Source organism: Vibrio sp. 10N.286.45.E10, assembly GCF_002874195.2.
Taxonomy (GTDB): Bacteria; Pseudomonadota; Gammaproteobacteria; order Enterobacterales; family Vibrionaceae; genus Vibrio; species Vibrio crassostreae.
This window is the reverse complement of sequence record NZ_MCWD02000001.1, coordinates 1,061,423-1,085,733: the sequence shown is the minus strand read 5'-3', so window position 1 is coordinate 1,085,733 and position 24,311 is coordinate 1,061,423. Positions and strand designations below refer to the sequence as shown.

20 protein-coding genes and 1 pseudogene are annotated in these 24,311 nt (G+C 44.3%); 8 read left to right on the top strand and 13 right to left on the bottom strand.

Annotated features, from left to right (window positions below; all coding sequences use genetic code 11):
• Positions 1-141 precede the first annotated feature (141 nt).
• The 3 genes from BCU34_RS04780 to BCU34_RS04770 all read right to left on the bottom strand — a co-directional run bounded on the left by BCU34_RS04780 (position 142) and on the right by BCU34_RS04770 (position 4,134).
• Positions 142-1,353, bottom strand: a complete 1,212-nt coding sequence (locus BCU34_RS04780; protein WP_108145180.1) for an OFA family MFS transporter — start codon at positions 1,351-1,353, stop codon at positions 142-144.
• Positions 1,354-1,375: 22 nt separating this feature from the next.
• On the bottom strand, positions 1,376-2,422 hold the full coding sequence (locus BCU34_RS04775) for an alcohol dehydrogenase catalytic domain-containing protein (protein ID WP_008222112.1): 1,047 nt from the start codon (positions 2,420-2,422) through the stop codon (positions 1,376-1,378).
• Between the two features lie 398 nt (positions 2,423-2,820).
• Positions 2,821-4,134: a MipA/OmpV family protein gene (locus BCU34_RS04770; protein WP_413286262.1), complete on the bottom strand. Its 1,314-nt coding sequence runs from the start codon at positions 4,132-4,134 to the stop codon at positions 2,821-2,823.
• A gap of 81 nt (positions 4,135-4,215) precedes the next feature.
• Between BCU34_RS04770 and BCU34_RS04765 the strand changes: the two genes are divergently transcribed.
• The 3 genes from BCU34_RS04765 to BCU34_RS04755 all read left to right on the top strand — a co-directional run bounded on the left by BCU34_RS04765 (position 4,216) and on the right by BCU34_RS04755 (position 7,311).
• Positions 4,216-4,680, top strand: a complete 465-nt coding sequence (locus BCU34_RS04765) for a hypothetical protein (protein WP_102478485.1) — start codon at positions 4,216-4,218, stop codon at positions 4,678-4,680.
• Positions 4,681-4,715: 35 nt separating this feature from the next.
• The gene (locus BCU34_RS04760) at positions 4,716-6,710 is read left to right on the top strand and encodes an alkaline phosphatase D family protein (protein WP_102478486.1); all 1,995 of its coding nucleotides are present in this window, start codon (positions 4,716-4,718) and stop codon (positions 6,708-6,710) included.
• A 151-nt stretch (positions 6,711-6,861) separates the two neighbouring features.
• On the top strand, positions 6,862-7,311 hold the full coding sequence (locus tag BCU34_RS04755; RefSeq protein WP_048609171.1) for a TerB family tellurite resistance protein: 450 nt from the start codon (positions 6,862-6,864) through the stop codon (positions 7,309-7,311).
• Positions 7,312-7,344: 33 nt separating this feature from the next.
• Here the strand turns inward: BCU34_RS04755 and BCU34_RS04750 are convergent, their stop codons facing one another.
• The 4 genes from BCU34_RS04750 to BCU34_RS04735 form a co-directional block, all read right to left on the bottom strand.
• Positions 7,345-7,782 (bottom strand): hypothetical protein, encoded by a 438-nt coding sequence (locus tag BCU34_RS04750; protein WP_048658434.1) that lies wholly within the window; start codon positions 7,780-7,782, stop codon positions 7,345-7,347.
• The gene (locus tag BCU34_RS04745; protein WP_371713498.1) at positions 7,779-8,456 is read right to left on the bottom strand and encodes a winged helix-turn-helix domain-containing protein; all 678 of its coding nucleotides are present in this window, start codon (positions 8,454-8,456) and stop codon (positions 7,779-7,781) included. Before BCU34_RS04745 ends, BCU34_RS04750 begins: the two co-directional genes overlap by 4 nt.
• Positions 8,457-8,887: 431 nt before the next feature.
• Positions 8,888-9,583: a hypothetical protein gene (locus BCU34_RS04740; protein WP_102478487.1), complete on the bottom strand. Its 696-nt coding sequence runs from the start codon at positions 9,581-9,583 to the stop codon at positions 8,888-8,890.
• A gap of 15 nt (positions 9,584-9,598) precedes the next feature.
• Complete coding sequence (locus tag BCU34_RS04735; RefSeq protein ID WP_102478488.1) at positions 9,599-9,955, bottom strand: antibiotic biosynthesis monooxygenase family protein; 357 nt, start codon at positions 9,953-9,955, stop codon at positions 9,599-9,601.
• Positions 9,956-10,425: 470 nt separating this feature from the next.
• Here BCU34_RS04735 and BCU34_RS04730 point away from each other — a divergent pair, with 470 nt between their 5' ends.
• The gene (locus BCU34_RS04730) at positions 10,426-10,941 is read left to right on the top strand and encodes a hypothetical protein (RefSeq protein WP_102478489.1); all 516 of its coding nucleotides are present in this window, start codon (positions 10,426-10,428) and stop codon (positions 10,939-10,941) included.
• 10 nt (positions 10,942-10,951) lie between these two features.
• A pseudogene (locus tag BCU34_RS04725) lies at positions 10,952-12,645 on the top strand (LruC domain-containing protein).
• A gap of 144 nt (positions 12,646-12,789) precedes the next feature.
• Here BCU34_RS04725 and BCU34_RS04720 read toward each other — a convergent pair.
• Complete coding sequence (locus tag BCU34_RS04720; RefSeq protein WP_102432734.1) at positions 12,790-13,320, bottom strand: 3'-5' exonuclease; 531 nt, start codon at positions 13,318-13,320, stop codon at positions 12,790-12,792.
• An 87-nt stretch (positions 13,321-13,407) separates the two neighbouring features.
• A complete protein-coding gene (locus tag BCU34_RS04715) occupies positions 13,408-14,946 on the bottom strand; it encodes a sensor domain-containing diguanylate cyclase (protein WP_102478490.1) in 1,539 nt (512 codons plus the stop codon).
• 348 nt (positions 14,947-15,294) lie between these two features.
• Between BCU34_RS04715 and BCU34_RS04710 the strand changes: the two genes are divergently transcribed.
• From BCU34_RS04710 to BCU34_RS04700, 3 genes are all read left to right on the top strand, one after another.
• Complete coding sequence (locus BCU34_RS04710) at positions 15,295-15,927, top strand: DUF2760 domain-containing protein (protein ID WP_102478491.1); 633 nt, start codon at positions 15,295-15,297, stop codon at positions 15,925-15,927.
• Positions 15,927-17,903: an Hsp70 family protein gene (locus BCU34_RS04705; RefSeq protein WP_102478492.1), complete on the top strand. Its 1,977-nt coding sequence runs from the start codon at positions 15,927-15,929 to the stop codon at positions 17,901-17,903. The genes BCU34_RS04710 and BCU34_RS04705 overlap by 1 nt, the downstream gene beginning before the upstream one ends.
• 153 nt (positions 17,904-18,056) lie before the next feature.
• Positions 18,057-20,909 (top strand): Hsp70 family protein, encoded by a 2,853-nt coding sequence (locus tag BCU34_RS04700; RefSeq protein WP_102478493.1) that lies wholly within the window; start codon positions 18,057-18,059, stop codon positions 20,907-20,909.
• 162 nt (positions 20,910-21,071) lie between these two features.
• Here BCU34_RS04700 and BCU34_RS04695 read toward each other — a convergent pair whose 3' ends face one another.
• The 4 genes from BCU34_RS04695 to tyrR form a co-directional block, all read right to left on the bottom strand.
• The gene (locus BCU34_RS04695; RefSeq protein WP_413286261.1) at positions 21,072-21,296 is read right to left on the bottom strand and encodes a hypothetical protein; all 225 of its coding nucleotides are present in this window, start codon (positions 21,294-21,296) and stop codon (positions 21,072-21,074) included.
• Positions 21,297-21,533: 237 nt separating this feature from the next.
• On the bottom strand, positions 21,534-22,007 hold the full coding sequence (locus BCU34_RS04690) for a DUF2947 domain-containing protein (RefSeq protein ID WP_102432738.1): 474 nt from the start codon (positions 22,005-22,007) through the stop codon (positions 21,534-21,536).
• A gap of 138 nt (positions 22,008-22,145) precedes the next feature.
• A complete protein-coding gene (rimJ, locus tag BCU34_RS04685) occupies positions 22,146-22,733 on the bottom strand; it encodes a ribosomal protein S5-alanine N-acetyltransferase (RefSeq protein WP_048658426.1) in 588 nt (195 codons plus the stop codon).
• 18 nt (positions 22,734-22,751) lie between these two features.
• Positions 22,752-24,296 carry a transcriptional regulator TyrR gene (gene tyrR, locus BCU34_RS04680; protein ID WP_102478495.1) on the bottom strand — a complete coding sequence of 515 codons (1,545 nt, stop codon included), beginning with the start codon at positions 24,294-24,296 and terminating at the stop codon, positions 22,752-22,754.
• Positions 24,297-24,311 lie beyond the last annotated feature (15 nt).

Genomic DNA, 24,311 nt, shown 5'->3' with positions numbered 1-24,311 from the left:
CTAAAAACTGAAGCTCATTATTGGTAGGCAGTTGGTGATTCGATTAAAAAATGTTGGCTTAGATTGCCCAAGCCAACATTAGGTAGAAACACGTTATTGGTAGAGACTCTGAAAGCAATAAGAGCTTCACTTGTCTCGTGTTTAGTATTCCAGATTAACTTCGTCTTTTAATAAAACAGACTTATCAACGGGTTTCATTAAGTAATTCATTACAGTAATTGAAACCAATAGCGCAGCGTAAGCCAAATAGGTGTTTTCAGCCGTCCCCGCTACCGAGGCGAGTATTCCTCCGAAGAACCCTGACACACCCCATGCTGAATAGAGTATTCCAAAGTTGGTTCCGTACGTCTTCAAACCATAATCCACCGCTGTTACTGGAGGGAAAACACCGAATAACGCACCATAAGACATGGCGCCTGCGGAGATCCCGATCATTAGAGGAATCGTGGTTTCAATGGTTGTAAAAAACACCATATTGACCGCTTGCAACATGAATATTAAGCCTAGTGTATGAACGCGCCCTATCCTGTCGAATACAACGCCGCCAATGACTCGCCCTGCGGTATTAAAAATCGCTAATAAAATGATACCTAACGCAATTTCTTCAGCGGTTAAGCCTATTGATTTACTGACGTTGCCAATGGAACCGATGAGCATGATACCTGCTGCTGATGACACCATGAACATTAACCATATCTGGTAAAATTGTGGTGTTTTCAGCATATCTAGCCACTGGATGTTTATGTCTGATCCATATTCCGCAGCCTTTCCTCCGGGAACTTCTGAAACATATCCTTTGGGTGGGTTCACTAGCAGAGAGGCCATCGGGATCATGAAGAGTAGACCGACACCGAGGATCTTGAACGTATCTAAGATGCCATAGTGTTCGATGAGAACGGTCGATAACGGAGCTAAATACAGTGCCGCCATCGCAAACCCACCAGCGGTTAAACCACTAACCAGCCCCTTTCTGTTCTCTGGCCACCACTTCATGGTACATGGGCCAATACAGGCATAGGCAAAGCCCATCCCAGCACCGACCATACACCCGAAGGTAACCTGCAATTCCGCTAATGTTAAGGCATAACCGGACGCTAAAAGCCCCGCCCCGACAAGAAACACACCAAGTATTGTGACCTTCCTTGGCCCTATTTTGTCTTGCCATACCCCAGCCAAAAACAGACTTACCGAAAATGCGAACACGGAAGTCTGGTAAGGCCCATCTACGTCCTTAGGATCAACACCTAGCGCCTCAGCCAAAGGTTCACTGAAAACGCCCCATACATATAGGATACCGATCGATAGGTTCACGATTAAACCTATCACTAGTATTTTAAATGGTTTACTAATCAAGCTAACCTCAACAATTCGCTGTTTATGAACAATCGTTAGAAATGATGACTTTCAACGACTTGTGGTCTGAAGCATGGATAAAGGTCGAATAAGCTTCTTCTGACTCTGTTAAATTGAACTGGTGACTAATCAGTTTTTGAGGTTCCAAATAACCCGCTCTAATTTGCTTGATTAACATTGGTGTTGTGTTGGTATGAACCATGCCAGCTGTCATAGTGAAGTTTCGTTTCCACATGTCTTCTAGGTTAATCGTTGCAGATTTACCGTGAACACCAAGCACTGCAATGTTGCCTCCTGGGCACACCAACTTCTGAGACATATCCCACCCAGCAGGAATGCCAATAGCTTCAATCACCACATCAACACCCACATCATCTGTCATGTCGAGAATTTGCTGCACGGCGCTGCCATCTGAGTTATCGATCGCATGAGTTGCACCTAGCTCTTTAGCCACTTGCAGTCGATGAGGGTTAGTATCAATTGCATAGATTTCGCTTGGAGTGAAGAACTTAGAGGTCATCAGAGCTGCAAGGCCAACGGGACCACAACCAATAACGGCAACAGAGCAACCCGGCTGAACCTGACCATCCAATACACCCACTTCGTAACCCGTTGGGAAAATATCGCTCAATAGAACCAGAGAGTCTGTATCGATGTCATCAGGAACAAGGTGCAGACTTGTATCGCCATAAGGAACTCGAACGTATTCCGCTTGGCAGCCATCAATTTCATTACCAAGTAGCCAGCCACCATCTAAACATTGACCAAATTTAGACACTTGACACATTTTGCAGCTACCACATGAAGTAATACATGACACGATCACGCGATCGCCTGGCTTAAACTTACTCACCAACTCACCGCATTCTTCGACTATACCAACCCCTTCATGGCCCATGATTGTGCCTGGCTTAAATGTCGCAACGTTATTTCTTAATATATGTAAATCCGTACCACAAATTGTGGTTTTCTCGATTCTTACGATGACATCGCTTTGCTTCTCAATTGTAGGGATTGGACGTTCTTCCAATTTCGCGCTGTCTTTTCCATCAAATACATATGCTTTCATTATTCTTCCTAGCTGACGTTGTTGTTATATAAATTCGAGCTCATCATATAGACGCAATTAAATAATTAACGTGACCAGCACGACGATTAACAATCGATTAACAGACAATAAACACAGTTAGAACACCATGAAGCCCCAGGATGGCAATATAATATAAGTCATTGTAAATAATATAAAAAAGTTAACAAATAATGAAAGAAGGTTAAATAATCAAATAGTAGTAAAATCCGAAAAGGAGACAGAGAATATTAGATAATCAGAATGAACTCATATATTAGGTTTCAGTTGAAGTAGCTTCGAATAGTTAATTATCAGTGACTAATAGTGATTAGCTCTTTTCTTTAGTGATAAAAAAATGCCGCTCTATTTGGAGCGGCATTTTTAGTAGATGTAATACTTTAGAACTCGTATTGGAAGTAAACCGTGTTGTAGTTACTGCCACCTTTGATACGTCCAAACTGGGACGCATTTTCAAAGATCGCCGAGCGGTGATGTAATGAGTAACCAAACCATAAATTGTTGAGGTCATTCTTACCGATAAGGTCACCGACGTTCACATCAAATGAGAAGTCCAAGTAGTTTAACAGGTGGCTTGCCGTGTAGCCCTTACGATCCATTTCAGAGCCTTCGATATAAGTAATCGAATCTATGTAAGACATACCCTCTGCGACACCGAATCGCCACTGAGTTGGCCAGTTGAAGGTGTAGTACGCTTTAATTGCAATGATGTATTCCGTGCTACTGGATTGAACGTCTGAACTCCAGTGATGCACAATACCCGGCGTTAGATAGATATCCAACGGGAAACCAAAGATCTCATCCGTTAAAGGGTGACCGTAAAAGAACGATGTGAGTTGGTTGTTGTATTCGTCTTTCTCCGTGTTGAACTTCATGATGTCGCCGATATTCGACGGTGTTGCCCAGCCATGTGCGACACGTAAATACGGCGCATTGCTCAACTTAGGTTTCGGCGCTTTCTCTTTATCGTTAAAGAAACCAAAGCCAAGGTACAGTTCACCTTGATAACGATCTTCGACAATCGACGAATCGTAAGCGTTATCGTCCAATCGAGTGACACTGGTTGAACCCAATAAGTATAAGTTTGAAACTACATGGTAACGCGCTTCAACACCGACATTTAAGTCAACACCAGCCCCAATGCTTTCACTCGCTGCAGAGTAATACTCACTGTTGAAGTCAGCACTTTTATAACGCAGTGTCGCACTTGGGTAGAACTCCCAATCGCCTGTTTCATACTTCGCTTTAGCACGCAAGTTACCGTGGAGGTTAAACTCACTGTCACTCATGATTTCTGTTTCAACAGCCCACTGCTCGTCCAACTGGTACGCAAGTTGCCCACCAAAGTCAGCTGTATCACCCTCAATCGCGTTCTGCTCAGATGCTGGGATATCAATAAACCGCATGCGAGAAATAGCATTAAAAGACCATTTTTCGTCATCTGTTTGGTAGAGGTAAGCCCCCATTTCAGTACCGTCAATGAACACATAGTCGTTTTTAAAGAACAACATTGGGACAAACGAGCTGACGGTCTTATCACCACCTGACGTGTCATAAGGGATACTAGCAGTACGGAACATTGCTGCAATGCCCCACTCTTGCTCTTCAGCGGCCCACACATTAGTGCTTAGGAACGCGCTACCAAGTAGAATCGCACCCGATGAAGTGAGAGTCGGTAAATATTTGAGCTTCATTCTTATGTAATTACTCTTTGTAATAAATATTGTGTTACTGAATAGACATTTATTAACCGTGATGGCTAACTATTTTTAGGTTTGCTCGGCATTGACCGTTACAATGTAGGATATTCTCGGTTAAATGAAAGTATTGTGAAAGTCTCCGAATTACAAAATATTATAGATCACTTACCCAAATATTCCGATCCAGATATTGTTATGGGTGAGGAATGGTTGCCAGAGCGACTGATCAACACAAAATTAGACGGTGAGATGCTCTTTCTTGAATTCGATAACGCCCCTGAAGAAAACCAAGGGGACAGCGAAGGTCGTGGCTTTGTTGAGCACGAGATCGCAATGATTCGAGAAAAACTCGAGCAAGTGTTGGATGAGCCTTCTGATACCAAAACGAAAGCCGACGCCCTATTAGCAATATTTCTGCTGGGACATGAACTTTCCAGTTCAGAAGTTATCGAAATCTTGGAATCAACAGAGCCAGACATTGAACCCAATGAACATGAAATGGCCGCTCCACAATGTAACGCCGAAGCGCTGAACGACTAACCACCAAAGATTTAGGAATCGACTTGAAACGCCCGATGACATCTTCTCTTCCCTTCTTACTCGCTGGCCCTATTTTAAGAAAGACGACCAAAACTGAGGTTGTGCTTTGGGTTGTCACAAGTACACCACTCAATGGTAATGCTGAGCTATACAACCAAGGCCAAGAAGCCCCTTTCTATAGGTCACCACTGAGCGAACACGAATCGATTCAAATCGGTAGACATGCTTGGGTAAGCCTGATTCAACTAAAGGGTGAGTTTCCAACCAACACGCCTTTGGAATATCAGATAGAGACTGATCAAGGCGCGTTAACCAAGTTGGCTCCGCATTTAGTGTACCAAGAGCAACAAGACACCACTGGTGCGCCAAGAGTAGCCTTTAAGATCTCGACCAGCGCCGACTACATCTTGCATGGTTCCTGTCGCAACCCTCATCACCCAAGCAAAGACAGCCTAGTCGCAGCCGATAATAAAGTTGAGCAGCAAGCCGTATTAGAGCGTCCAGATATGCTGATGATGAGCGGCGACCAGATCTACGCTGATCACGTTGCCGGTCCAACACTCGATGCGATTCATCAAGTGATTCAGCGGCTTGGATTAGTGAGCGAAGAACTACCGACCGATTCATTAGACGGAAAAATCGATAGCAGTGAAGCTCTGTTTAACAGCGACTATCACCTCTATCAACGTGATCATTTACTACCACACCATAACACATCACATTCATTGCTCGATAAGTTGTTCCCTAAACGCGGAATACCCATCTTCAGCTCCACTGATTGTGAAAATCACTTGGTGACATTGTCTGAATTTATTGCCATGTATCTGCTGGTTTGGTCACCGACCTTGTGGCAGTGCATTAACCGCGAACGGTTGATCGAGAATAATTTCATGCAGGCTGGCCGCCAGCTCACACCAGCCGAGCAGCAACAATGGCGTGATGAAAGTGTCATCATCGATGATTTCATCGCCGGTCTGCCGCAAGTACAGCGTCTATTTGCTCATATTCCAACGTACATGATCTTCGATGATCATGATGTCACTGACGACTGGAACCTCACCGTTGGTTGGGAGCATGCGGTGGATCAAAACCAGTTTGCGACACAAGTCATTGGTAACGGCCTTGCCGCCTACTGGATGTGTCAGGGTTGGGGTAATAAGCCTGAGAGCTTCGACGAAACGTTCATCGAGCAAGCAAAACAGCTTTTTGTCGATCATCCGCGCATTACTGAACAAACGCATAATGAAGCCGGTAATCCTGCGACTACTCACTTTGTTAGCAACATCGAGCCAGACAAGCATCAAGCCTTCATTGAGATGCTGAATCGCTTTGAAGAGTGGCATTACACAATAGATACCTCACCCAAAGTCATTGTGTTAGATACTCGAACCCGCCGTTGGCGTTCAGAGTCACGCATGAATAAGCCTTCAGGTTTAATGGATTGGGAAGCCTTGATTGAGTTTCAGCATCAGTTAATGAATCAAGATAAAGTGGTGATCGTTTCTGCTGCACCGATGTTTGGCGTGAAGTTTATTGAAACACTGCAAAAGATGGCGACCACAATCGGCAAGCCATTAGTGATTGACGCTGAAAACTGGATGGCACACCCGGGCAGTGCGAATACGCTGATCAGCATCTTTACCCATACCAAAACACCGACCAACTTCGTGGTGCTTTCTGGCGATGTTCACTACTCCTTTGCTTATGACATCAAGCTTAGGTATCGTCGTAACAGCCCGAACATCTATCAGGTTACCTGTAGTGGCATTAAAAACCAGTTCCCTGCTCCGCTGCTTAAATTCTGCGATGTATGGGACCGTCTGTTGTACAGCCCTCGCTCAATTTTGAACTACTTCACTAAGCGTAAACGCTTGAAGATCGAAAAGCGAAGCCCTGACAATCAGACCTTCTATCGCCTTTCAAACCGCAGTGCGATTGGTGAATTGAGGCTAGATACCGATGGGAAACCGCAATCGATCACGACACTCAGTGGCGATGGCAAGGTCACCCGCTTTCCAAAACCGGACTAGGAAGTGCTCCTTATCGCTCGCGTATCCGTAATGTCAGTTTTTAGTAAAGACGCTTGCGATCACACTCTGTAGACCCAATAGTTATAGTTATACTTGTAGTTATAGCTATCAGCGTTACGGAACCCGATACAAATTTTAACTGGAGCTCGTTATGTTCAATTCTCTCACATCAATGTTTAAACAATTGATTGAAGGCCAGGACCTAAGCAAAAACCAAGGCACATCACCTAACATCGCCATCGCGAGTTTGTTGTGTGAAGTCGCGGGAGCCGACCATCAGATCAATGAATCAGAAAGAGTCGCTAAGCTACAGCTTCTTCAACGCTTGCTGGATTTAGATGAAGAACAAGCGAAGGTGCTGCTAGCTCAAGCAGAGCCGAAAGTAGAGCAATCAGTATCGCTGTATGACTTTACATCTCAACTTAGAGATCTTTCTCAACCAGTGAGAATCGATTTAATCAAAGCGATGTGGGAAGTGGCGCACGCCGACGGGGAAATTGACCCTATCGAAGACTCTGTGATCCGTAAAACAGCAGAACTGCTCTACGTTGACCACAGTGACTTTATCAAGACTAAGTTGAACGTCCTCGGTAAAAGCTAATCAAGCGTTCTCTACTCACGTTAAGCCTCTGTATTAGCGTAATCGATCGCCATGCATGATGCCTTTGAGCTCTAACGGCGTGCCCTTTTTAGTCACATAAAGGCCGCGCTGATTTGATACCAACACGCTACGCTTGCCTTGTGTTTGTTGAATATATAAGTGCTTGATATTGAAAACCTGTTTATCTTGGGCTTGGTCTTGGTCCAATTGGTAAAGGTAGTAGTGATTCCCCCAGCGTAAGAACACACCAAACATCTGCTTGGTTTGAACAACATTCCCATCGATGTCGTATCCAATGTACTGCATTTTAACTCGACCATTTTCCAATCGCAGTGAGATTTTTTCCCAACCTACCATTGGATACTCTGCTGAGAATTTATAGGTACTTTTGGTTACGATCCCAGAGATTAAACCTACATTTAGAATCACAAAAAACGTTAATAAGATGGGCATCCAGAACTTACGATTCATATCGATTGTCCTCGCTCATCGTCTTCATCACATGAGAGCGATTTAAACTGATGGCTCATCTCTTTCCAACGCCCGTTTATCAAAGCAACGGCTTGAATGTTCTGACATCCAACGCCAATGCGATGTAAGTAGAGAGAATCAACACCGAGTTCTGACACGCGATTCAGCTCGGTTAACAGTTCTTGATCAAAATTCAAACTGTCGTGATAAACATCCATGCCGCGATAGCTGGTCTTATCCATAAAAAAAGCAAATTGATAAAACAGCATAAGAAGAAACGCGCTGACTAATATTCCTGCGATACGAGAGCGATGACGCGCGATAAAGTACTGCACCTGACGTTGTTCATAAGAGTCCGGTTGCTTCGTTAAGACAGGCTCATGTTCATTGTTGCCGCGTTCAGTACTCGAGCTCTTTGAAGCAGAGGTTTCGTCAATCAATTCAACTTGAATAGCTGAAGTGGGTGTTAATAGGTAACCACCGAGCGGTTGAGGTCGGCTAAAACTGTACCCTTCCTTTTGCACCGTTAGGATTTTGCAGTCACACTTAAGTGAACTTAATGCTGTACGAAGATTCTTCACCGCAACATTAAGCGAACTGCCTGTCACCACCCTGCCCGGCCAACAATGCTCAAGCAAAAAGTCGCGACCCACTGCTTTGGGGGTGTTCTTCACTAGGAACTCAAGAATCAAGGCTTCTGAGGGAGACAAAGTCACCCGCTCGTCCAAGTTCGAATCAATGAGTGTGTTGTTAACCAACTCGATACCCGAAGCGTCTAAGGTGATTTTTTCAGGGCTACTGGCGTTCATTTCGGCGAGGTGTTCATAAATAAAAAGGTCATCAAAAAAGTGTTGGTTTGGTCGAGCTAATGCCAAACCATACATAGAAAAGAATGGTGATAAGTTTAGCCAATAATTAAGCCAAATATAAGTTCAGCAAGTAACAAGAAAAACAACGATAAGGTGAGTCAGTCATGCAGACTCACTCACCTTAGTACGAGGCCTAACTCTTAGTTCAACTAACCAGGCCTATGGAAACGAAGTTACATCGAATGATATCTATAACGCTCGTTTCTACGTCTCTCATTTTTTATAATTCTTATTTTCTATAGATCTAGTTTAAAGCCCAGTTCACTGACCATGACTTCAGCAAAGCCTAGCTTTACCGCATTCAACTGATTGGCAACTTCGCGTGCTTGTGCTTCGTTTTTAGCCAATATTGCCATTGAGTAGATTGGCCTAATCATCGCTTTTTGGTTTGGTTTCTCTTGTGCTATTTCTTGATGTTTTAAATAAGCAGAAGTAATCACGCCTTGAGCGCTCCAATCGACAACCATTTGTAAATCTTGGCTAATAATCTCGTCGACAATGAATTGATTCTCTGGCTCTTTCCAAGCGAGTTCAACTGCGTAGTTTTTGAAAGCGACTTCAGTGTTTAACCACTTATTACCGATGTCTCTAATTTCAGTCACCTCTACAAGATCTTTAAATTGGAATGGTAAGTTACCAATCAACTCTCGAACGTGCTGTTCGCTATCCGCTTCAATCACAAACTTGATGATCGGAAATTTCTTATCTCCGATAAAGCTTTCAGATACGAACATGTCGTGGACTAAGCCCGCATCAATTAAGTTAGCAAATGCTTTTTTCTGATGCGGCATTGCCTCAAATACCGCTTGAGCGTCATCGGTTTTCCAAGCTACTGAAACACCGTATGCCGCAGCATGGCTATAACTAGAAAATAGAAGGGCTGAAAATAGAAAGCTAAAAATAGCTAAAAAGGTTCCTAGCGTTGTTTTCATTATGTGGTTTCCTAATTAGTCGCGAACAATTTCATACAAGTTAGGGTCAGCAGAAACCCCTTCGATTTTTAAAGGTGGTAACTCTTTTCTCATCGCCTGTATCGCATCATGGAATTGCTTCTTACTTTCCCATTCAGCGACATTGATGAAGCGGTAAGTTGCGTCCGAGCTTAAAGAACGGTGTAACTTGGTCGATAAGTACCCAGGTTGCTGCTCTAATACGTCTCTTGCGCTTTCCCAATACGCTAACGTTGCGGATTCATGGGCTGGCTCGACTGAAAAAGTGTTTATCAATACAACGGGGGTTGCCGAAACTAGCGCACTGACGCTTAGCGTCCCCAGTGCCAATCCATACTTAATAATGTGCTTCATCCTATTCTCCTTGTTTTGGGTGAGCTAACGCTATCATCTAGCCCTACCCAATCAAGGCTGCAACCTGCGATTTAATATTAATTAAAAAGCTAAATTTCAAACCAATATTATTCACTCATTAAATAAGCGATGTAGCCATTCACTATTGATAAGCCACTCGCTGAAATTAGGTTTTTTGGATAACCATTCTCTACCTTTCGACACATAAGACGCAATTCAAGTCAGTCCCAGAGCTAACTACCCGACATTTAAAGTAATTTTCGAGGCCAATTCTCAAAATGGGCAGCTCCCTTGCCTAACCCTTTCGCTATATGGTGCTATTCGGTCAAATTGATTCTCTTTTTAAAAATGAGGTAGCTTTCTGACTAGACACATCTAGCATCCCAAAAAAAACAAGTTAAATCAGTCATTTAAACATGGCACGTGACTTGCTAACTCAATATGCAACTCATTAAATAAGGATATTAAAAATGAAAGCATTAACTCCTTTGATATTAACGATGTCATTAAGTGCTGTGATAACTGGTTGTGGCGGCGGAGGCAGCACCAGTGGTGGGAGCTCTTCATCAAGTGAGGAACCAGAACCGGAAATTGCAACGGTAAGTGAACCTATAGCTACAGTTGATTCATTCAGCGATATAGTGGTGCCGGGTAACTTTGATTGGAGTGGTGTCGAAACTCTTGAAATGGCGATTGATGTCGTTAGTAGTTTTTCCACGACCAACGGCGAACCACAAAACATTCGCGGCTCTCACATTATCAAACTATTTAGTACTTCGAACTCATTGACTGACTCTAGCCCTTTCTACACAGGCATCTCAAACAAGGACGGTCAACTTTCCAATAAGTTCTCAATCCCGAGTCATTGGCAAAGCATCACAATAATTGCCCTTGTTAGAGACTTAGAATGCACGTCAACATACGATTTAGATGAACTTTCATCAAATCTGTTGATTTCATGTGACATCTATTTGGATGAAGATTAAGGGTAGAGATATGAATAATATAACAAAGTCACTCATCTTAGTTGGTACATTCTCGGTCAGCTCTTTTTCTCAACTCGTTTTTTCTGCCGCTTCCGAAAACTCTTCTACTATAAATGGCGACGGCTCGATTACCGTCACTCAAAAGATCGACGACAATAGTACATCTCCACACTACAGTGCTCCGAATAACAACAAATATGGGTTTGGCAAGTACAGTCGTCACAATCAAGATTACTCATGGCAGCACGATATTGCTGTGCCTAGTGGTTCTCAGATCACCGCAGCAACCCTCACCATTTACGCTTATGATGTCGATTCAGAAGCTCACCACGGAGAAAGCGGTGAGTATGATAGTGTATCGGTCGACGGAGCAATGCTAACGCCAGGCTTTTTGCAAGGGACGAATGAAAACTGGTCAACGACGGTGTTTGATTTGCCTAGCTCTTCCCTTGATGACGGGCTTGTCGACGTCGACCTAGATATTGATGTCAACAAAGATGGCTGGTATACCACCCTCTCCTATAGCCTAATCAGCGTCACCTACACGGAAATAGCTAACAACCCGCCGTATACACCGACCTTAGAAAGAAGCACGGGGCTAGGCGCTACTCATGATCTTGTTGTTAGCGTTACAGGTCCAACGCCCAGCGACCCAGATTCAGATTCTGTCACCTACAGCTACCGCTGGTTTGTCGATGTTGGGCAAGGCTTCTATGTTGATGATGAATTTGTTGGTAAAAACAACAATAGTGACGCAACGTTGCCCGCTAGCCAAACTGTTGCTGGTGAGCTGTGGAAGGTTCAAGTTACCGCTATCGACTCAAATGGGTTAATCAGTGATATTGCAGAAATAGAATGGCCGGAAATCGGTGATACGGATGGAGATGGCATTGCAGATATACATGATTATGCGCCGAGCGATCCAACTATCGCGTTTTACAGCCGAACGCCAACTTCTGGTTGGTATACTTTGGGGTTTGAAGACCTATGGCCTTATGAAGGCGACTATGACCTAAATGACTTCGTTACACACTACGCTTATGGTACTTACACTGATGCGAACAATCAGATCACACGCGCTTCGACTACTATGGTCAAGCTATTGCTAGAGGAGCTGCGCAAGATAACAGTTTTGCCATTTCATTATCAGGGTTAGAGGCATCCAATATAGGCACATTGACAAAAACCTATGATGGTTCGACTGAGAATTTAACATCCGAAAATGGACACTCTGGAGAGTTAGTTTTTGTGGTCATTGAAAGCATTAATGAAATGCTACCCAACACGACAGGGTATGAGTTCTACAATACTGAATCCGGAGACAATAGAGATCTCGTTGAATACAGTGTGTCGCTGGTCATTGATGGTTCGATTGAAAGTCTCGCGGGCAAAAGCTTTAACCCTTTCATATTCAAAGCAAACAATCGCGATAAAGAAGTCCATTTAATGAACTATCCACACACAGACCTCGCCAATACGAGCGTGTTCGGTCAAGGTGATGATGATTCAAGTGTTGATAACAATGAGTACTACCAGACAAGTAACGGTTTACCTTGGGCGTTAGACATACCTGCATCTTGGTCCCACCCTTTAGAGCGAAAAGATGCGTGTGCTGCTTACCCTAACATCGTGAACTGGGCGCAATCTGGAGGCGAGCAACACAACAACTGGTTCTCATCCCCTGAACTCAATAAAGTGTGGTAGTTACAATTTAAGTAAAGAACAACTAACCTTATAGTAATAAATAGAAAACCTCTATTTACCCAACGGATAAATAGAGGTTTTTGTCGCTTATTCTTCAGATGTTCTACTTGATCGAAGTTCAACCTGCAATATAAAAGACAGGTACTAAAGCATCGTCAGCACAAGCTTTGCCAAGTTATAAGCATCAACATAACCCGAGTGTTGACGACCTTCCCACTCAATATTTTTCGCTTCTTGAGCGGCGCGGTGACCAATGCGTTTGTCTTTCAATCGATTCTGAACTCGATAAAGCGTTGCGATATTCAAGAACTCGCTGAACGGCGGTTCGATGCCTTTTTCAATACACTCTTTGTGTAAGATAAGGTCGTCACGCCCCCACGCTGCATAGATTTTTTTGGGACCACCGAAGTTCTTAATCATCGACTTGATAACAGACTCTAATGGGCGACCCTGCTTTTCGATTTTACGAGGTGTAATGCCCGTTAACTCGGCACAGAATAGAGAGACTTCGTCTTTCTCTGGCTTAACGTAGTATTGCGCTCGTTTCACGATAGTTCCGGATGCCAGATCAATCTCAGCAAGACCAACTTCAATGATCTCCCCTGTTGTTCCCACACCGTCTTCGCTCCAACAGCACATTTCCAAATCGAAACACACCACTCGATTGTGATTCATACGTCGCCTAATTCTCTCGTCAAAAATTTCGTGAAATTGTACATGAGCCCAATACAGAACTCGACCCTAGTTGTATCAAGTGCTCATTTAGCCTGCAATTGTCACTCGATTTCGGCCATTCGACTTACTTTGATAGAGCATACTGTCTGTTTTTTGCAGAATCTCTTCCGTATTTTCGTTGGCACGAATGGCAGCACCAATACTCAAAGTACAACTTAGCTGTCGACCTTTGTGCTCACAATGAGAGTGACTCACTGTGCTTAGAATGCATTGTAAATATCGGTCTAGCGCTTCATGGTTTGTAATGCTAGAAATGATACAGAACTCGTCTCCACCTATACGAAATAGGTTATCCCCCTCTTTCAGACTCACTGCAATCAACTTGATGACATGAATGAGTAACGCATCCCCTGCTGGGTGACCGAATTCGTCGTTAATGCCTTTGAACATATCAACATCAAATCCGATAAGACTAAAGGGTTCATTTCGCTGTATCGCTTTATCTAACATCTTATTGAAAGCACGTCGGTTATAAACTTCCGTAAGACTGTCATGGTTGGCTAAAAAACGAAGTTCTTCTGTTCTTTTATCAAGCATTTGATACAAACGTTCTTTCTCTCGGATTTGCATGTTAACGATATACGCCAACAACAAAGAGATGGTTGTCCCCACTAAGACAATTCCAGTTAATACCAAATAGCCATAAAAAGAGATGCATGAATCTATTTTGTAATCAACCTTCCAATCACGGTTAGTCAATTCAATCGTCTTTGTTATGTGGTGGCCAGAAACAGCTTCATAACCCTCGGTTTCAAACAAGATTGGGGAGTCTTCTGCTTCGAAACCCGTATCGGTAACACGAATATAGACATCCATGTCGCCCACTGCCGAAGCCAGTAAGTTTTCAAAGTAATACGTCGTACGAACCACACCAATTACAACGCCGAGTAGGTTGTCGCTTTCACCCTCAAATACAGGATGATAGACCAGCATACCTGTCTTTTGTATGTCTTGGTCTAAGCCGTCTTGAAGCAAGCGAACTTTGTCTGAAATATTCGCTTTGCGCGTGTGTTTAATATTGTCTAAAACCAGCTTGAATCGCTCGCGAGAAGAGTAAAAACCAAGAACACTGTTGTTTGCTTCGGTATTGGGATACATATCGCTAGCTACAAAGATGGGTTCACCATCTAAGACGTAACCATAGGTTTTGGCTTCATGTTTTGGGATTGTATACAGCTCGTAAGACGGGTATTTTGCTTTCATCTTATCGGTATGCTCGGCAATCTCGTCTGCCGGCACTTTTTGCATCCACTGCAAGCCGATTAAGCTTTTTGAGTCATTAATGGTTTGCTGGGCAAAACGATCAAATTTATCCCAGTTTTCAGGGTCGTTAGAATAGAAAAAATTAGCACCGGAACCAATATAAGCCACATCATTAGCGATAAACGCTTCCAAGCTCAATGTCTGGTGAGTAGCAAAGCTATCCAGATTCATATTTAACGCGCGGTTTTGGTTGAGTGCGACTAATATAAAACACAACACAGTAATCAAAAAACTGACCGAAAATACGACCAATGGGAGAGTTCGTCTCTTCAACCCTGTTAATGGGTCGGTTGTGTGGGGCATGTGGCTTCCAAATAGGCTCTAATGAGTTAAAAGTATATAACGGAAGGGAATCATGCTCCATTTATGTTTGGTCTAAAAACTAACATAAAACAGGCATTGTTTACCTGCCCCTCACATCAGAGGCCAATATTCAGGCAAATCTCGACTAAATTTCAAGCTAACACACTAAAAACCCACTTGATTGAAAGCATTAAATACCACTCTTAAGCCTTGAATATGCTAGTATCCACCCATATTTATAGCTTGAAAGTGACCAATTCGGCTTCACGCCACTGAGTTTCTTTCCAACCTGTATATTCCTTTGAACCGACGAATATACCGTTAAATCAATTTTAAAGAGAAATCACTATGATCGTTGATTTGAACCTAATCCCACAAACGTTTGATATGCTTCACGCAGGCCTAACTGCATCAAGCGTTTTACTACTGCTAATTGCCGTTTCTCGTAAAACCAAAGTGGTTGAGAAAGTCGTAGAAAAACCAGTAGAGAAGATCGTTGAAGTTGAAAAGCCAGTTGAAAAAATTGTCGAAGTAGAGAAAGTTGTTGAAGTTGAACGTATTATCGAAAAAGTAGTAGAAGTTGAATCTAAGCTGGCAACAGCCCCAACTGATTCAGCGATGCAGCTACTGTCTATCATGCAGCAAGAAGCGCGTTTAATTGACTTCCTAAAAGAAGACCTAACGTCATTCTCTGATGAAGAAGTTGGCGCAGCAGCTCGTGTTATTCACACTGGCGGTCAAAAAGTATTAGCAGACTACGTAACGCTTTCTCATATCCGCAGCGAAGATGAAGAAACACGTATCACTATCGCTGAAGGTTTCAACCCTCAAGAAATTCGCCTAACAGGTAACGTAACAGGCAATGCGCCATTCAACGGCACACTGGTTCACAAAGGTTGGAAAGCAACTGACATGAATCTGCCTAAGCTTGCTGAAAACTACGATGCATCTGTAATTGCACCGGCAGAGGTGGAGCTATAATGGAACACCAAAGTCATTCAGCTCAAGAGCATTCACAAGAACTATCTTCTCAAGAGCACCATCAGGCACCTAAGTTCAGTGTTGGTATCGATTTAGGTACCACACATTGCGTTTTGTCTTTCATCGATACAACCAATGAAGATGCACGCGTTGAGGTGATGCCAATCCCTCAGCTTACGGCTCCTGGTACAGTAGAAACTCGCAGCCAACTTGGCTCGTTCCTATACCAGCCGCACGAACATGAAATGAATGCGGGCTCTCGCGTTCTTCCTTGGTCTTCAGAGCCGAAAGCGCTAGTGGGTGCAATTGCTCGTAACCTTGGTTCAAAAACCCCTATCCGTTTGGTAGCAAGTGCAAAATCTTGGCTATGCCACGGTGGTGTAAACCGTCGCGATGCTTTCCTTCCTGCAGGCAGCCCTGAAGAAGTAGAAAAAGTATCTCCGCTTAAGACAACTGAACTGTACCTTGAGCACCTTAAAGACGCATGGAACCACGCTAACCCAGAACACAAACTGGCAGACCAAGACGTAACAATCACGGTTCCTGCTTCGTTTGATCCTGCGGCTCGTGACCTAACAGCAGAAGCTGCACGTAATGTTGGTTTCACTCACCTAACGCTTCTTGAAGAGCCACAAGCTGCTCTTTACAGCTGGATTGATAACAGCAACGACACATGGCGTGATGAAGTAAACGTTGGTGACATCGTTCTTGTTGTCGATATTGGTGGTGGTACAACCGACCTTTCGCTAGTTGAAGTAACACAAGACGACGGTAACTTAAGCCTGAATCGTATCGCTGTAGGTGAACACATCCTACTTGGCGGCGACAACATGGACTTAGCATTAGCTTACCGCCTGAAAATGAAACTGGCGCAAGAAGGCAAAGAGCTGGCTCCTTGGCAGGTTCAAGCCATGACTCACGCATGTCGTGATGCGAAAGAAGCGCTGCTAAACGATGCTGAACTGCAATCCGTGCCAATCGTAGTACCAAGCCGTGGTTCTAAGCTACTTGGCGCAACACTGAAAACAGAACTGACTCAGCAAGAAGTACAACAAACATTGGTTGATGGCTTCTTCCCGAAAGTTGCTGTGACAGAGCACCCAGTACAAAAGACGCGTGGCGCACTGACTCAGATGGGTCTGCCTTACGCTCAAGACGCAGGGATTACTCGTCACATTGCCGCATTCCTTTCTAAGCAAGCAAACGCGCTTTCTGGAAATAGCGAAACGGCTCAGCAAGATTTCAACCCGTTTGCAAACATGCCCGGTATGCCCGGTACACAAGCGCAAGGGTCAGAAGCGCCAGCGGCAGACTTCATCAAGCCAACAGCAATCCTGTTCAATGGTGGTGTTCTAAAATCAAACCTACTTGCTGATCGTCTTTCAGACACGATCAACGAATGGCTGATCAATGCTGACGAAGAGTTCGCTAAACAGCTTTCAGGTTTAGACCTAGACCTAGCGGTTGCAAGCGGTGCTTCTTACTACGGCGCAGTTCGTCGTGGCCAAGGCGTTCGTATCCGTGGCGGTATCGCTTCTTCTTACTACGTAGGAATTGAAAGCGCGATGCCAGCAATCCCAGGTATGGCTCCTCCAATGGAAGCACTGTGTGTTGCACCATTTGGTATGGAAGAAGGTTCAAGCGTTCAAGTACCTAGCCAAGAGTTCGGCCTAGTGATTGGCCAGCCGGTTCACTTCCAATTCTTCGGTTCAACGACACGCCGTGAAGATCAAGCAGGTACTCACCTTGATCACTGGGCGCCTGAAGAACTAGACGAACTTCCTGAAATTCAAGTGACACTGCCGGTTTCAGAAGGCCGTCGCGAAGGTGAAGTGGTTCCAGTTACTCTGGCTTCTCGCGTTACTGAGCTAGGTACCTTATACCTAGAAGCGATTGCTACTGATAATGGTCAGAAATGGCATGTTGAGTTTGACGTTCGTGAAGATACGAATAGCGACTCAAACGAACAAGCATAATGAATCAACGGCACCTTAGCGGGTGCCGTTACTTTATCAATGCAGTTCTCAACCTAGTCCTACCTGTTTTTCAGGAATGGCGTTTACGAATAACAACAATAAGACCAAAGCTATCAAAAAACTGGTCATCACTCTGGAAGAATAAGGTTTTGTATGGCAACTCCTCGTTTTTTAGTCGGCATTGACTTAGGCACAACGAATACGGTTGTCGCTTACTGTGAAATCAACGACGACCTACAACATGCTCCCGTTTCTCTTTTCGATATTGACCAACTCATCGGCCCCGGTGAAGTGGTTCGCAAGCCTCTACTACCATCATTTCGTTACCACCCAGCACAAGGTCAAATCTCCCCTTCTGACCTGACTATGCCGTGGGAACCAAGCCCAGTTGAAGGCGATATAAAAAACGTTATCGTTGGAGAATGGGCCCGTGAATTGGGTGCTAAGGTTGAAGGTCGCCAAGTATCGAGTGCCAAGAGCTGGTTATCACACCAAGCGGTGGATCGTAACTCCGACATTCTGCCTTGGGCAGGCGCAGCTGATGTCGATAAAGTCTCGCCAGTTGTGGCGAGTGCAAGCTACCTGAATCACATTCGCCAAGCATGGAACTACCGCAACCCAAGCAACAAACTTGAAGACCAAGATGTTGTAGTGACGGTTCCGGCTTCATTCGATGAGACAGCACGTAAGCTGACACTTGAAGCCGCAGAACTTGCAGGCTTAGGCAAGATTCTATTACTCGAAGAGCCGCAAGCCGTTTGTTATGACTGGTATGCACGCCACCAACAAACTGCTGCGAAAGAGCTTCAACAGATCCCATTGATCTTAGTGTGTGATGTCGGCGGCGGTACCACCGACTTGAGCTTAATTGAAGCCAAATTCGATGCTAATAGCAATTCGGACATGCAAGGCCACAACGAGCTAGCACTCGACCGTATTGGCGTTGGCGAACACTTGATGCTGGGTGGTGATAACCTCGATTTAGCCCTTGCTCACCTTGCTGAGCAACGCTTCAATCAAAACAAAAAGCTGAATGCCTCTAGCCTAACCAAACTGATTCAACAAACTCGCGCCGCAAAAGAGAGCCTGCTTTCTGCCAATGCACCCGATGATGTGAAAATCACTATGCTGGGCAGCGGTTCAAAGCTACTTGGCGGTACCAAGAGTATTGGTTTAACCAAACAAGAAGTTCATCAAATCGCATTGGAAGGTTTCTTCCCGCTTTCTGAGTTTACTGAAACACCAGACAAACGCCGCAGTGCCGTGGTTGAATTCGGCCTGCCTTACGTTGCCGATCCTGCGGTCAGTAAACATGTTGCAGAGTTCCTAACGACACATCAACAAGTGTCAAAAGCTGCGTTGGAAAACTCAGACTCGATTGAGTTCGATGACACTAAGCCTGCTATCCCTGTTGGTGTGCTGCTTAACGGCGGTGTGTTCAACAGTGAACTTGTCACAGAGCGTATTACTCAGCTACTAGGTAACTGGAACGGCGCTCCAATCACAGTATTAGATAACCCTCACCCAGACTGGTCTGTCGCGCTAGGCGCAGTTGCCTTTGGTAAAGCACGTCGTGGTGCACAACTGAAAATCGGTGGCGGTGCGGCTCGTTCTTACTTCTTACATCTACAAGAAAAGAACAAAATGGGTAAAGCGCTTTGTCTGCTTGCCAAAGGGACTGAAGAAGGCCAAGAAATACGTTTGAACAGCCGTCGTTTCTCACTGACTTTGGGTGAGCCGGTACGTTTCAATCTACTGACTTCAACGCACGATCAAATTGCTCATGACACCGCCATTCAAAATGGTGTGATGGTCAATGTCGATGCTGACTTGTTCTCCCCTCTTCCACCTTATATTTCTACGCTGGAAGGGTCTGGTACTGCAGAGCTTCAAGCTAACCAAAAGGAGCGCGTTGAAGTATTGCTCGCTTGTCAATTAACCGAAGTCGGCACATTGAAAATGGAGTGTGTGAGTACAGAAGATGACACCAAGCGTTGGTTGCTTGAGTTCGAAGTCAGAAACAAGCAAGGCGATGAATCCGACAACTCTAAACTTCATCCAAGATTGGATGAGTGTAAGGAGTTGATTTCTCGTCTGTACAGCGGCAACAAAAAGAGTGCTGAATCGAAAGAGATCAAAACACTATCTAAAGATCTTGAGAAGCGATTGGGTAAACGCGATGAATGGGACTTCACGACCCTTCGTCACCTGTTCGATACCTTTTCATTAGGTCGTAAGCGCCGTCGTCGCTCTGAAGCTCATGAGAAGAACTGGCTCCGTTTGGCGGGTTACTCTATGCGACCTGGCTTTGGTGATCCAACCGACTCATGGCGTATTGAACAAATTTGGGGGCTCTACCAACAAAACATCCAATTCCAGAACCATCAAGGTTGGACAGATTGGTGGGTATTCTGGCGTCGAGTTGCGGGTGGCCTGAATCAAGAGCAGCAAGAGAGTATCTTAGCAGACATCGCTAAGTACCTTCACCCAGGCGCAATGAAAAACCCTAAAACGGCCAAAGATGCACAAGACAATGGTTACGAAGCCATGGTGCGATTAGCCGCATCGCTTGAGCAACTAGAAGTTGAAGACAAGGTACTGCTGGCAAGTTGGTTCTTAAGCAAAGCGATTAATCATAACCAATTTGAGCAAGCGCACTGGTGGGCGCTAGGTCGATTAGCATCAAGAACACCTTTGTATGGTAGCCAACACAGCGTGATTCCTAGAGAGCAAGCTGAACAGTGGTTACCAAAGCTGCTTGACCAGAATTGGCAGAAAGAGCAGATGATTCCCTTCGCGGCTGTGATGATTTGTCGTAAGACCGGCGACCGTCAGTTCGATATCTCTGATGACTACCGTGCTCAAGTTCTTGAAAAGTTAAAGCAAAGCAAGGTGCCAGAGTCTTGGCTAACGCTAGTAAGTGAAGTTACTGAGCTTTCAGAGAGCGAGTCTAAGCGCGTGTTTGGTGATGCATTACCAAGCGGCTTAAGCCTGATCAATAGCTAGCATTTAAAACGATTAGCTTTAGTTGTTAACGAGTAAAGAAGCTAACGAGAAAAGAAAAAGCCACTTTCGGTTCGTTGAAAGTGGCTTTTTTATGGGTGGCTTAAGGCTGGTATGTTTAATCGACTTATAGCTTTTTGGTTAAGAGCCTTAGCCGTGTTGCAGTTAATCATTATTAATGTTTCGTTCGGTTGGGTTAATTGGAAATTCGGTGTTTTCATAGATGTCTGATAACTTTTTCGGTTTCTTCTCTTTCTCTCCATTCTTAGATTGATTATGAGTTTCGCTTAAAAGCCATTGCTCATGCATTCTTGCCGAATCCAGAAAATCCGGATCCTCCATTGCTTCCTTGCGAAGTTTATTTACACGTTCGAGAGTATCCCAAATCATAATACTTCACCTCCACTAAGGCAGTACTATAAAGATAGCCCAACACCATAAAACTTCAACTAAGCCAATGAGATAGCGATCTCAATTTCGTGAATTTCCGTTTTTAAACGAGTAGGAATTCGATTCAATTTTCAGGTTCAAACAGTGGGTGTTTCGCAACGATCTTCAAAGATCCACCGACACAAAAAAAGCGAGCACTAGGCTCGCTTTTATACAGCTATACATACGTTCTAAAGCTTAAGCTCGGTTACCGATTTTCACCGTGCCATTTGTAGCAAACCAAAGTGCTTCTGAACGACGACGACCGAGTAGAATTGGACCGTCATCGTAGAACAAAAAGTTCTTCCAATGCTTCTTGAAAATCGCCCACTTTGTTTCAAGAACATTATATTTTTCGTAACAAAAATAAACAGTTACGTCATCTTGCCAATCGATAAAATTAAGAATCTCTTCTGGCATATCAGGCTCATCCGCTTCCCAATGCGCCATCCAGCTGATCTCTTCATTCCAGTTCGATGCTTTGCTTGGCCAGTCTTGCGAGCTTAGTCGTTCTGCGTCTGGGCTTTGAGGGCTCACGTTCTCTTTCCAGAACTGAGATGCTCTTGCCTGTGTCATTGGCTTAATCTTTTCCAAGTCCTCTGCTGGAAGCGGCATTGACTGGTGGGTGAAAATCCATTTTCTTTGGTATTCGTCCAAAGTTGTGTATGACATCAAAATTCCTCAAATATCTTCTCAGGCTGATGGATTACCATGCCTATCTGTTCTTTTTGATACAGCGGCGATTAGAGATCGCTTGATATTCGCTGCCTTTAAATTCGTTGTTAGCTTGTGCGCTTAAATACTATTTATTTAAACCGTGCGTCTGTCTTCCCAGTTTGGGTTAACCAACGCGGTCAGCACATGGTCTTCCCATTTACCGTTAATCTGTAGGTAGTCTTTGGCAAAGCCTTCTCGAACAAAACCAAGATGTTCTAATACACCCGCACTGCGTTCGTTGTGAGGCATGTAGCCCGCCATTAAGCGGTGCATGTTCTGCACATCAAACATGTAGTCCTTCGCCATGCTCAAGCCCCTGCGCATGTAACCGTGCCCCTGTGCACTTTGAGCCAATGAGTAACCGACATTACAAGCGTAGAACGGAAAACGAGACAAATTACTGAACGATATGGTGCCTAACATTTCATTAGAGTCAGCGTTAATCAGTAAACAGTAATAGCCTAGCCCCATTTTATGAAGCTCGTTTAACTTGATCAGTCGCTGCGCCCAACTCGCTCTATCAAAGAACGCATCTTCGCGAATCGGTTCCCAAGGTTTCAGGTACTCTCTGTTAACCTGAAAGTACTCGCTGATCATGCCAGCGTCATCAATTTCAGCCGTGCGTAGAATCAGATTACCATCATGCTTATAAATGCGCTCTGGTGTACTCAAATCTTCCATAATCTTGTTCTTATTCGATCAGTTCTTTCTGATACCGTAATCACGAAGCTTATTCGCAATTGAGGTGTGAGATACATTCAAACGCTTTGCAAGCTTACGGCTTGATGGGAAAGACTGATAAAGCTTCTCTAGAATCTGAGATTCATAGTCTTTCATGATCTCATCCAGAGAACCATCTAAGCTTAAGTTCGCCATTCCTGCTGTCATGGTTTCAAGCTTTGGCAAGTGGAATTGCTCAACCGTTAGCGTGTCTGAATCCAACTCTGTTAATGCGCGTAGAACCATGTTGTCTAACTGACGAATGTTGCCCGGCCATTGGTAATTACCAAGCTGGTCGATTAGTTCTTGAGTCAGTTTTGGTTTTAACATACCTAATTGCTGCGCGTACTTTGCAACGAACAGTTCCAACAGCGGCGCTACGTCGTTTGAGCGTTCACGCAATGCAGGGATAGACAGAGTCAGTACATTCAAGCGGTAGAACAAGTCTTCACGGAACGAGCCGGAGTCTGCTAATTCAGAAAGACGATGGCGCGTTGATGCAATAATACGAACATCCGCGTGCATCTCTTCTTCTTCACCCACACGACGGAATGAACCATCTTGTAGGAAACGCAGCAGTTTGATTTGTAGATGTGGGCTCATTTCGCCAATTTCATCTAAAAATACCGTGCCGCCATTCGCTTGCTCGAAAATGCCTTTATGCCCTTGTTCATGGTTAAACGAACCCGGTGCATGACCAAACAATTCGGTTTCCGCTACGTCATCAGGCATTGATGCACAGCTTAGAATCAAGAATGGGAAAGAAGAACGATTTGAACGGTTATGACACGCTTTTGCTAGCATCTCTTTACCCGTACCCGTATCGCCTTCAATTAATAGAGGCTGATCCAGCATAGCCAATTTCTTAGCTTGACTGATCAAAGCTTTATGGCGATTAGAGACACCAACAAAGTGTTCGAAACCTAGGTTGTTCTGTTCTGGAATTGAATCTGGCGAGTTCATCTCTTGATTACAAGAACGAATCGTCATTACTGCACTTGCCAGTACCGCTTCGTTGACATCACCACCAAGGTAAATTGGTAGGATTTCAATCGAGAAATCTAAACCATCCAACACGACAACTTCACGATGGCGCGTTACATCGCCTTCAATCCAACGAACAAAGTTAAAGCTAGGAACGAACGTCGCTAACGGTTCACCGATGACTTCGTCTTCTTGCTTGTTGAAGAGGTTCAGTGCAGCGTGGTTAGCCATGTCGACTGAGCCTTTAAGGTCAATCGCAATCACAGGGTCAGGCAGGTTTGCCAGCAGAGCAATCAGCTCTGTGTTATGCCTTTCGCTTGGCATAAATTGGATTTTACGTACATCCTTCACACCTGAAATTCGGCGAATTTCAGCCATAAGCTCACTAAAAGCATCAAAATCGATATCAGGGCAGTTTAGGTAGATAATGCCTTTAACATCAATTTCGATTCCTCTTAAATCAATGCTTTTTGAGGCCAAGATATCGAGCAACTCACGCGTTAAGCCGAGTCTGTCTTCACACAATACTTCAAGACGCACAAATAGTCCTATTAT

What these genes read in the sequence shown, in the direction of transcription:
- BCU34_RS04775 (WP_008222112.1), bottom strand. Translation starts at nt 2,422, where the DNA reads ATGAAAGCATATGTATTTGATGGAAAAGACAGCGCGAAATTGGAAGAA.
- BCU34_RS04770 (WP_413286262.1), bottom strand. Translation starts at nt 4,134, where the DNA reads ATGAAGCTCAAATATTTACCGACTCTCACTTCATCGGGTGCGATTCTA.
- BCU34_RS04760 (WP_102478486.1), top strand. Translation starts at nt 4,716, where the DNA reads ATGACATCTTCTCTTCCCTTCTTACTCGCTGGCCCTATTTTAAGAAAG.
- BCU34_RS04755 (WP_048609171.1), top strand. Translation starts at nt 6,862, where the DNA reads ATGTTCAATTCTCTCACATCAATGTTTAAACAATTGATTGAAGGCCAG.
- BCU34_RS04750 (WP_048658434.1), bottom strand. Translation starts at nt 7,782, where the DNA reads ATGAATCGTAAGTTCTGGATGCCCATCTTATTAACGTTTTTTGTGATT.
- BCU34_RS04740 (WP_102478487.1), bottom strand. Translation starts at nt 9,583, where the DNA reads ATGAAAACAACGCTAGGAACCTTTTTAGCTATTTTTAGCTTTCTATTT.
- BCU34_RS04735 (WP_102478488.1), bottom strand. Translation starts at nt 9,955, where the DNA reads ATGAAGCACATTATTAAGTATGGATTGGCACTGGGGACGCTAAGCGTC.
- BCU34_RS04730 (WP_102478489.1), top strand. Translation starts at nt 10,426, where the DNA reads ATGAAAGCATTAACTCCTTTGATATTAACGATGTCATTAAGTGCTGTG.
- BCU34_RS04720 (WP_102432734.1), bottom strand. Translation starts at nt 13,320, where the DNA reads ATGAATCACAATCGAGTGGTGTGTTTCGATTTGGAAATGTGCTGTTGG.
- BCU34_RS04715 (WP_102478490.1), bottom strand. Translation starts at nt 14,946, where the DNA reads ATGCCCCACACAACCGACCCATTAACAGGGTTGAAGAGACGAACTCTC.
- BCU34_RS04710 (WP_102478491.1), top strand. Translation starts at nt 15,295, where the DNA reads ATGATCGTTGATTTGAACCTAATCCCACAAACGTTTGATATGCTTCAC.
- BCU34_RS04705 (WP_102478492.1), top strand. Translation starts at nt 15,927, where the DNA reads ATGGAACACCAAAGTCATTCAGCTCAAGAGCATTCACAAGAACTATCT.
- BCU34_RS04700 (WP_102478493.1), top strand. Translation starts at nt 18,057, where the DNA reads ATGGCAACTCCTCGTTTTTTAGTCGGCATTGACTTAGGCACAACGAAT.
- BCU34_RS04695 (WP_413286261.1), bottom strand. Translation starts at nt 21,296, where the DNA reads ATGATTTGGGATACTCTCGAACGTGTAAATAAACTTCGCAAGGAAGCA.
- BCU34_RS04690 (WP_102432738.1), bottom strand. Translation starts at nt 22,007, where the DNA reads ATGTCATACACAACTTTGGACGAATACCAAAGAAAATGGATTTTCACC.
- rimJ (WP_048658426.1), bottom strand. Translation starts at nt 22,733, where the DNA reads ATGGAAGATTTGAGTACACCAGAGCGCATTTATAAGCATGATGGTAAT.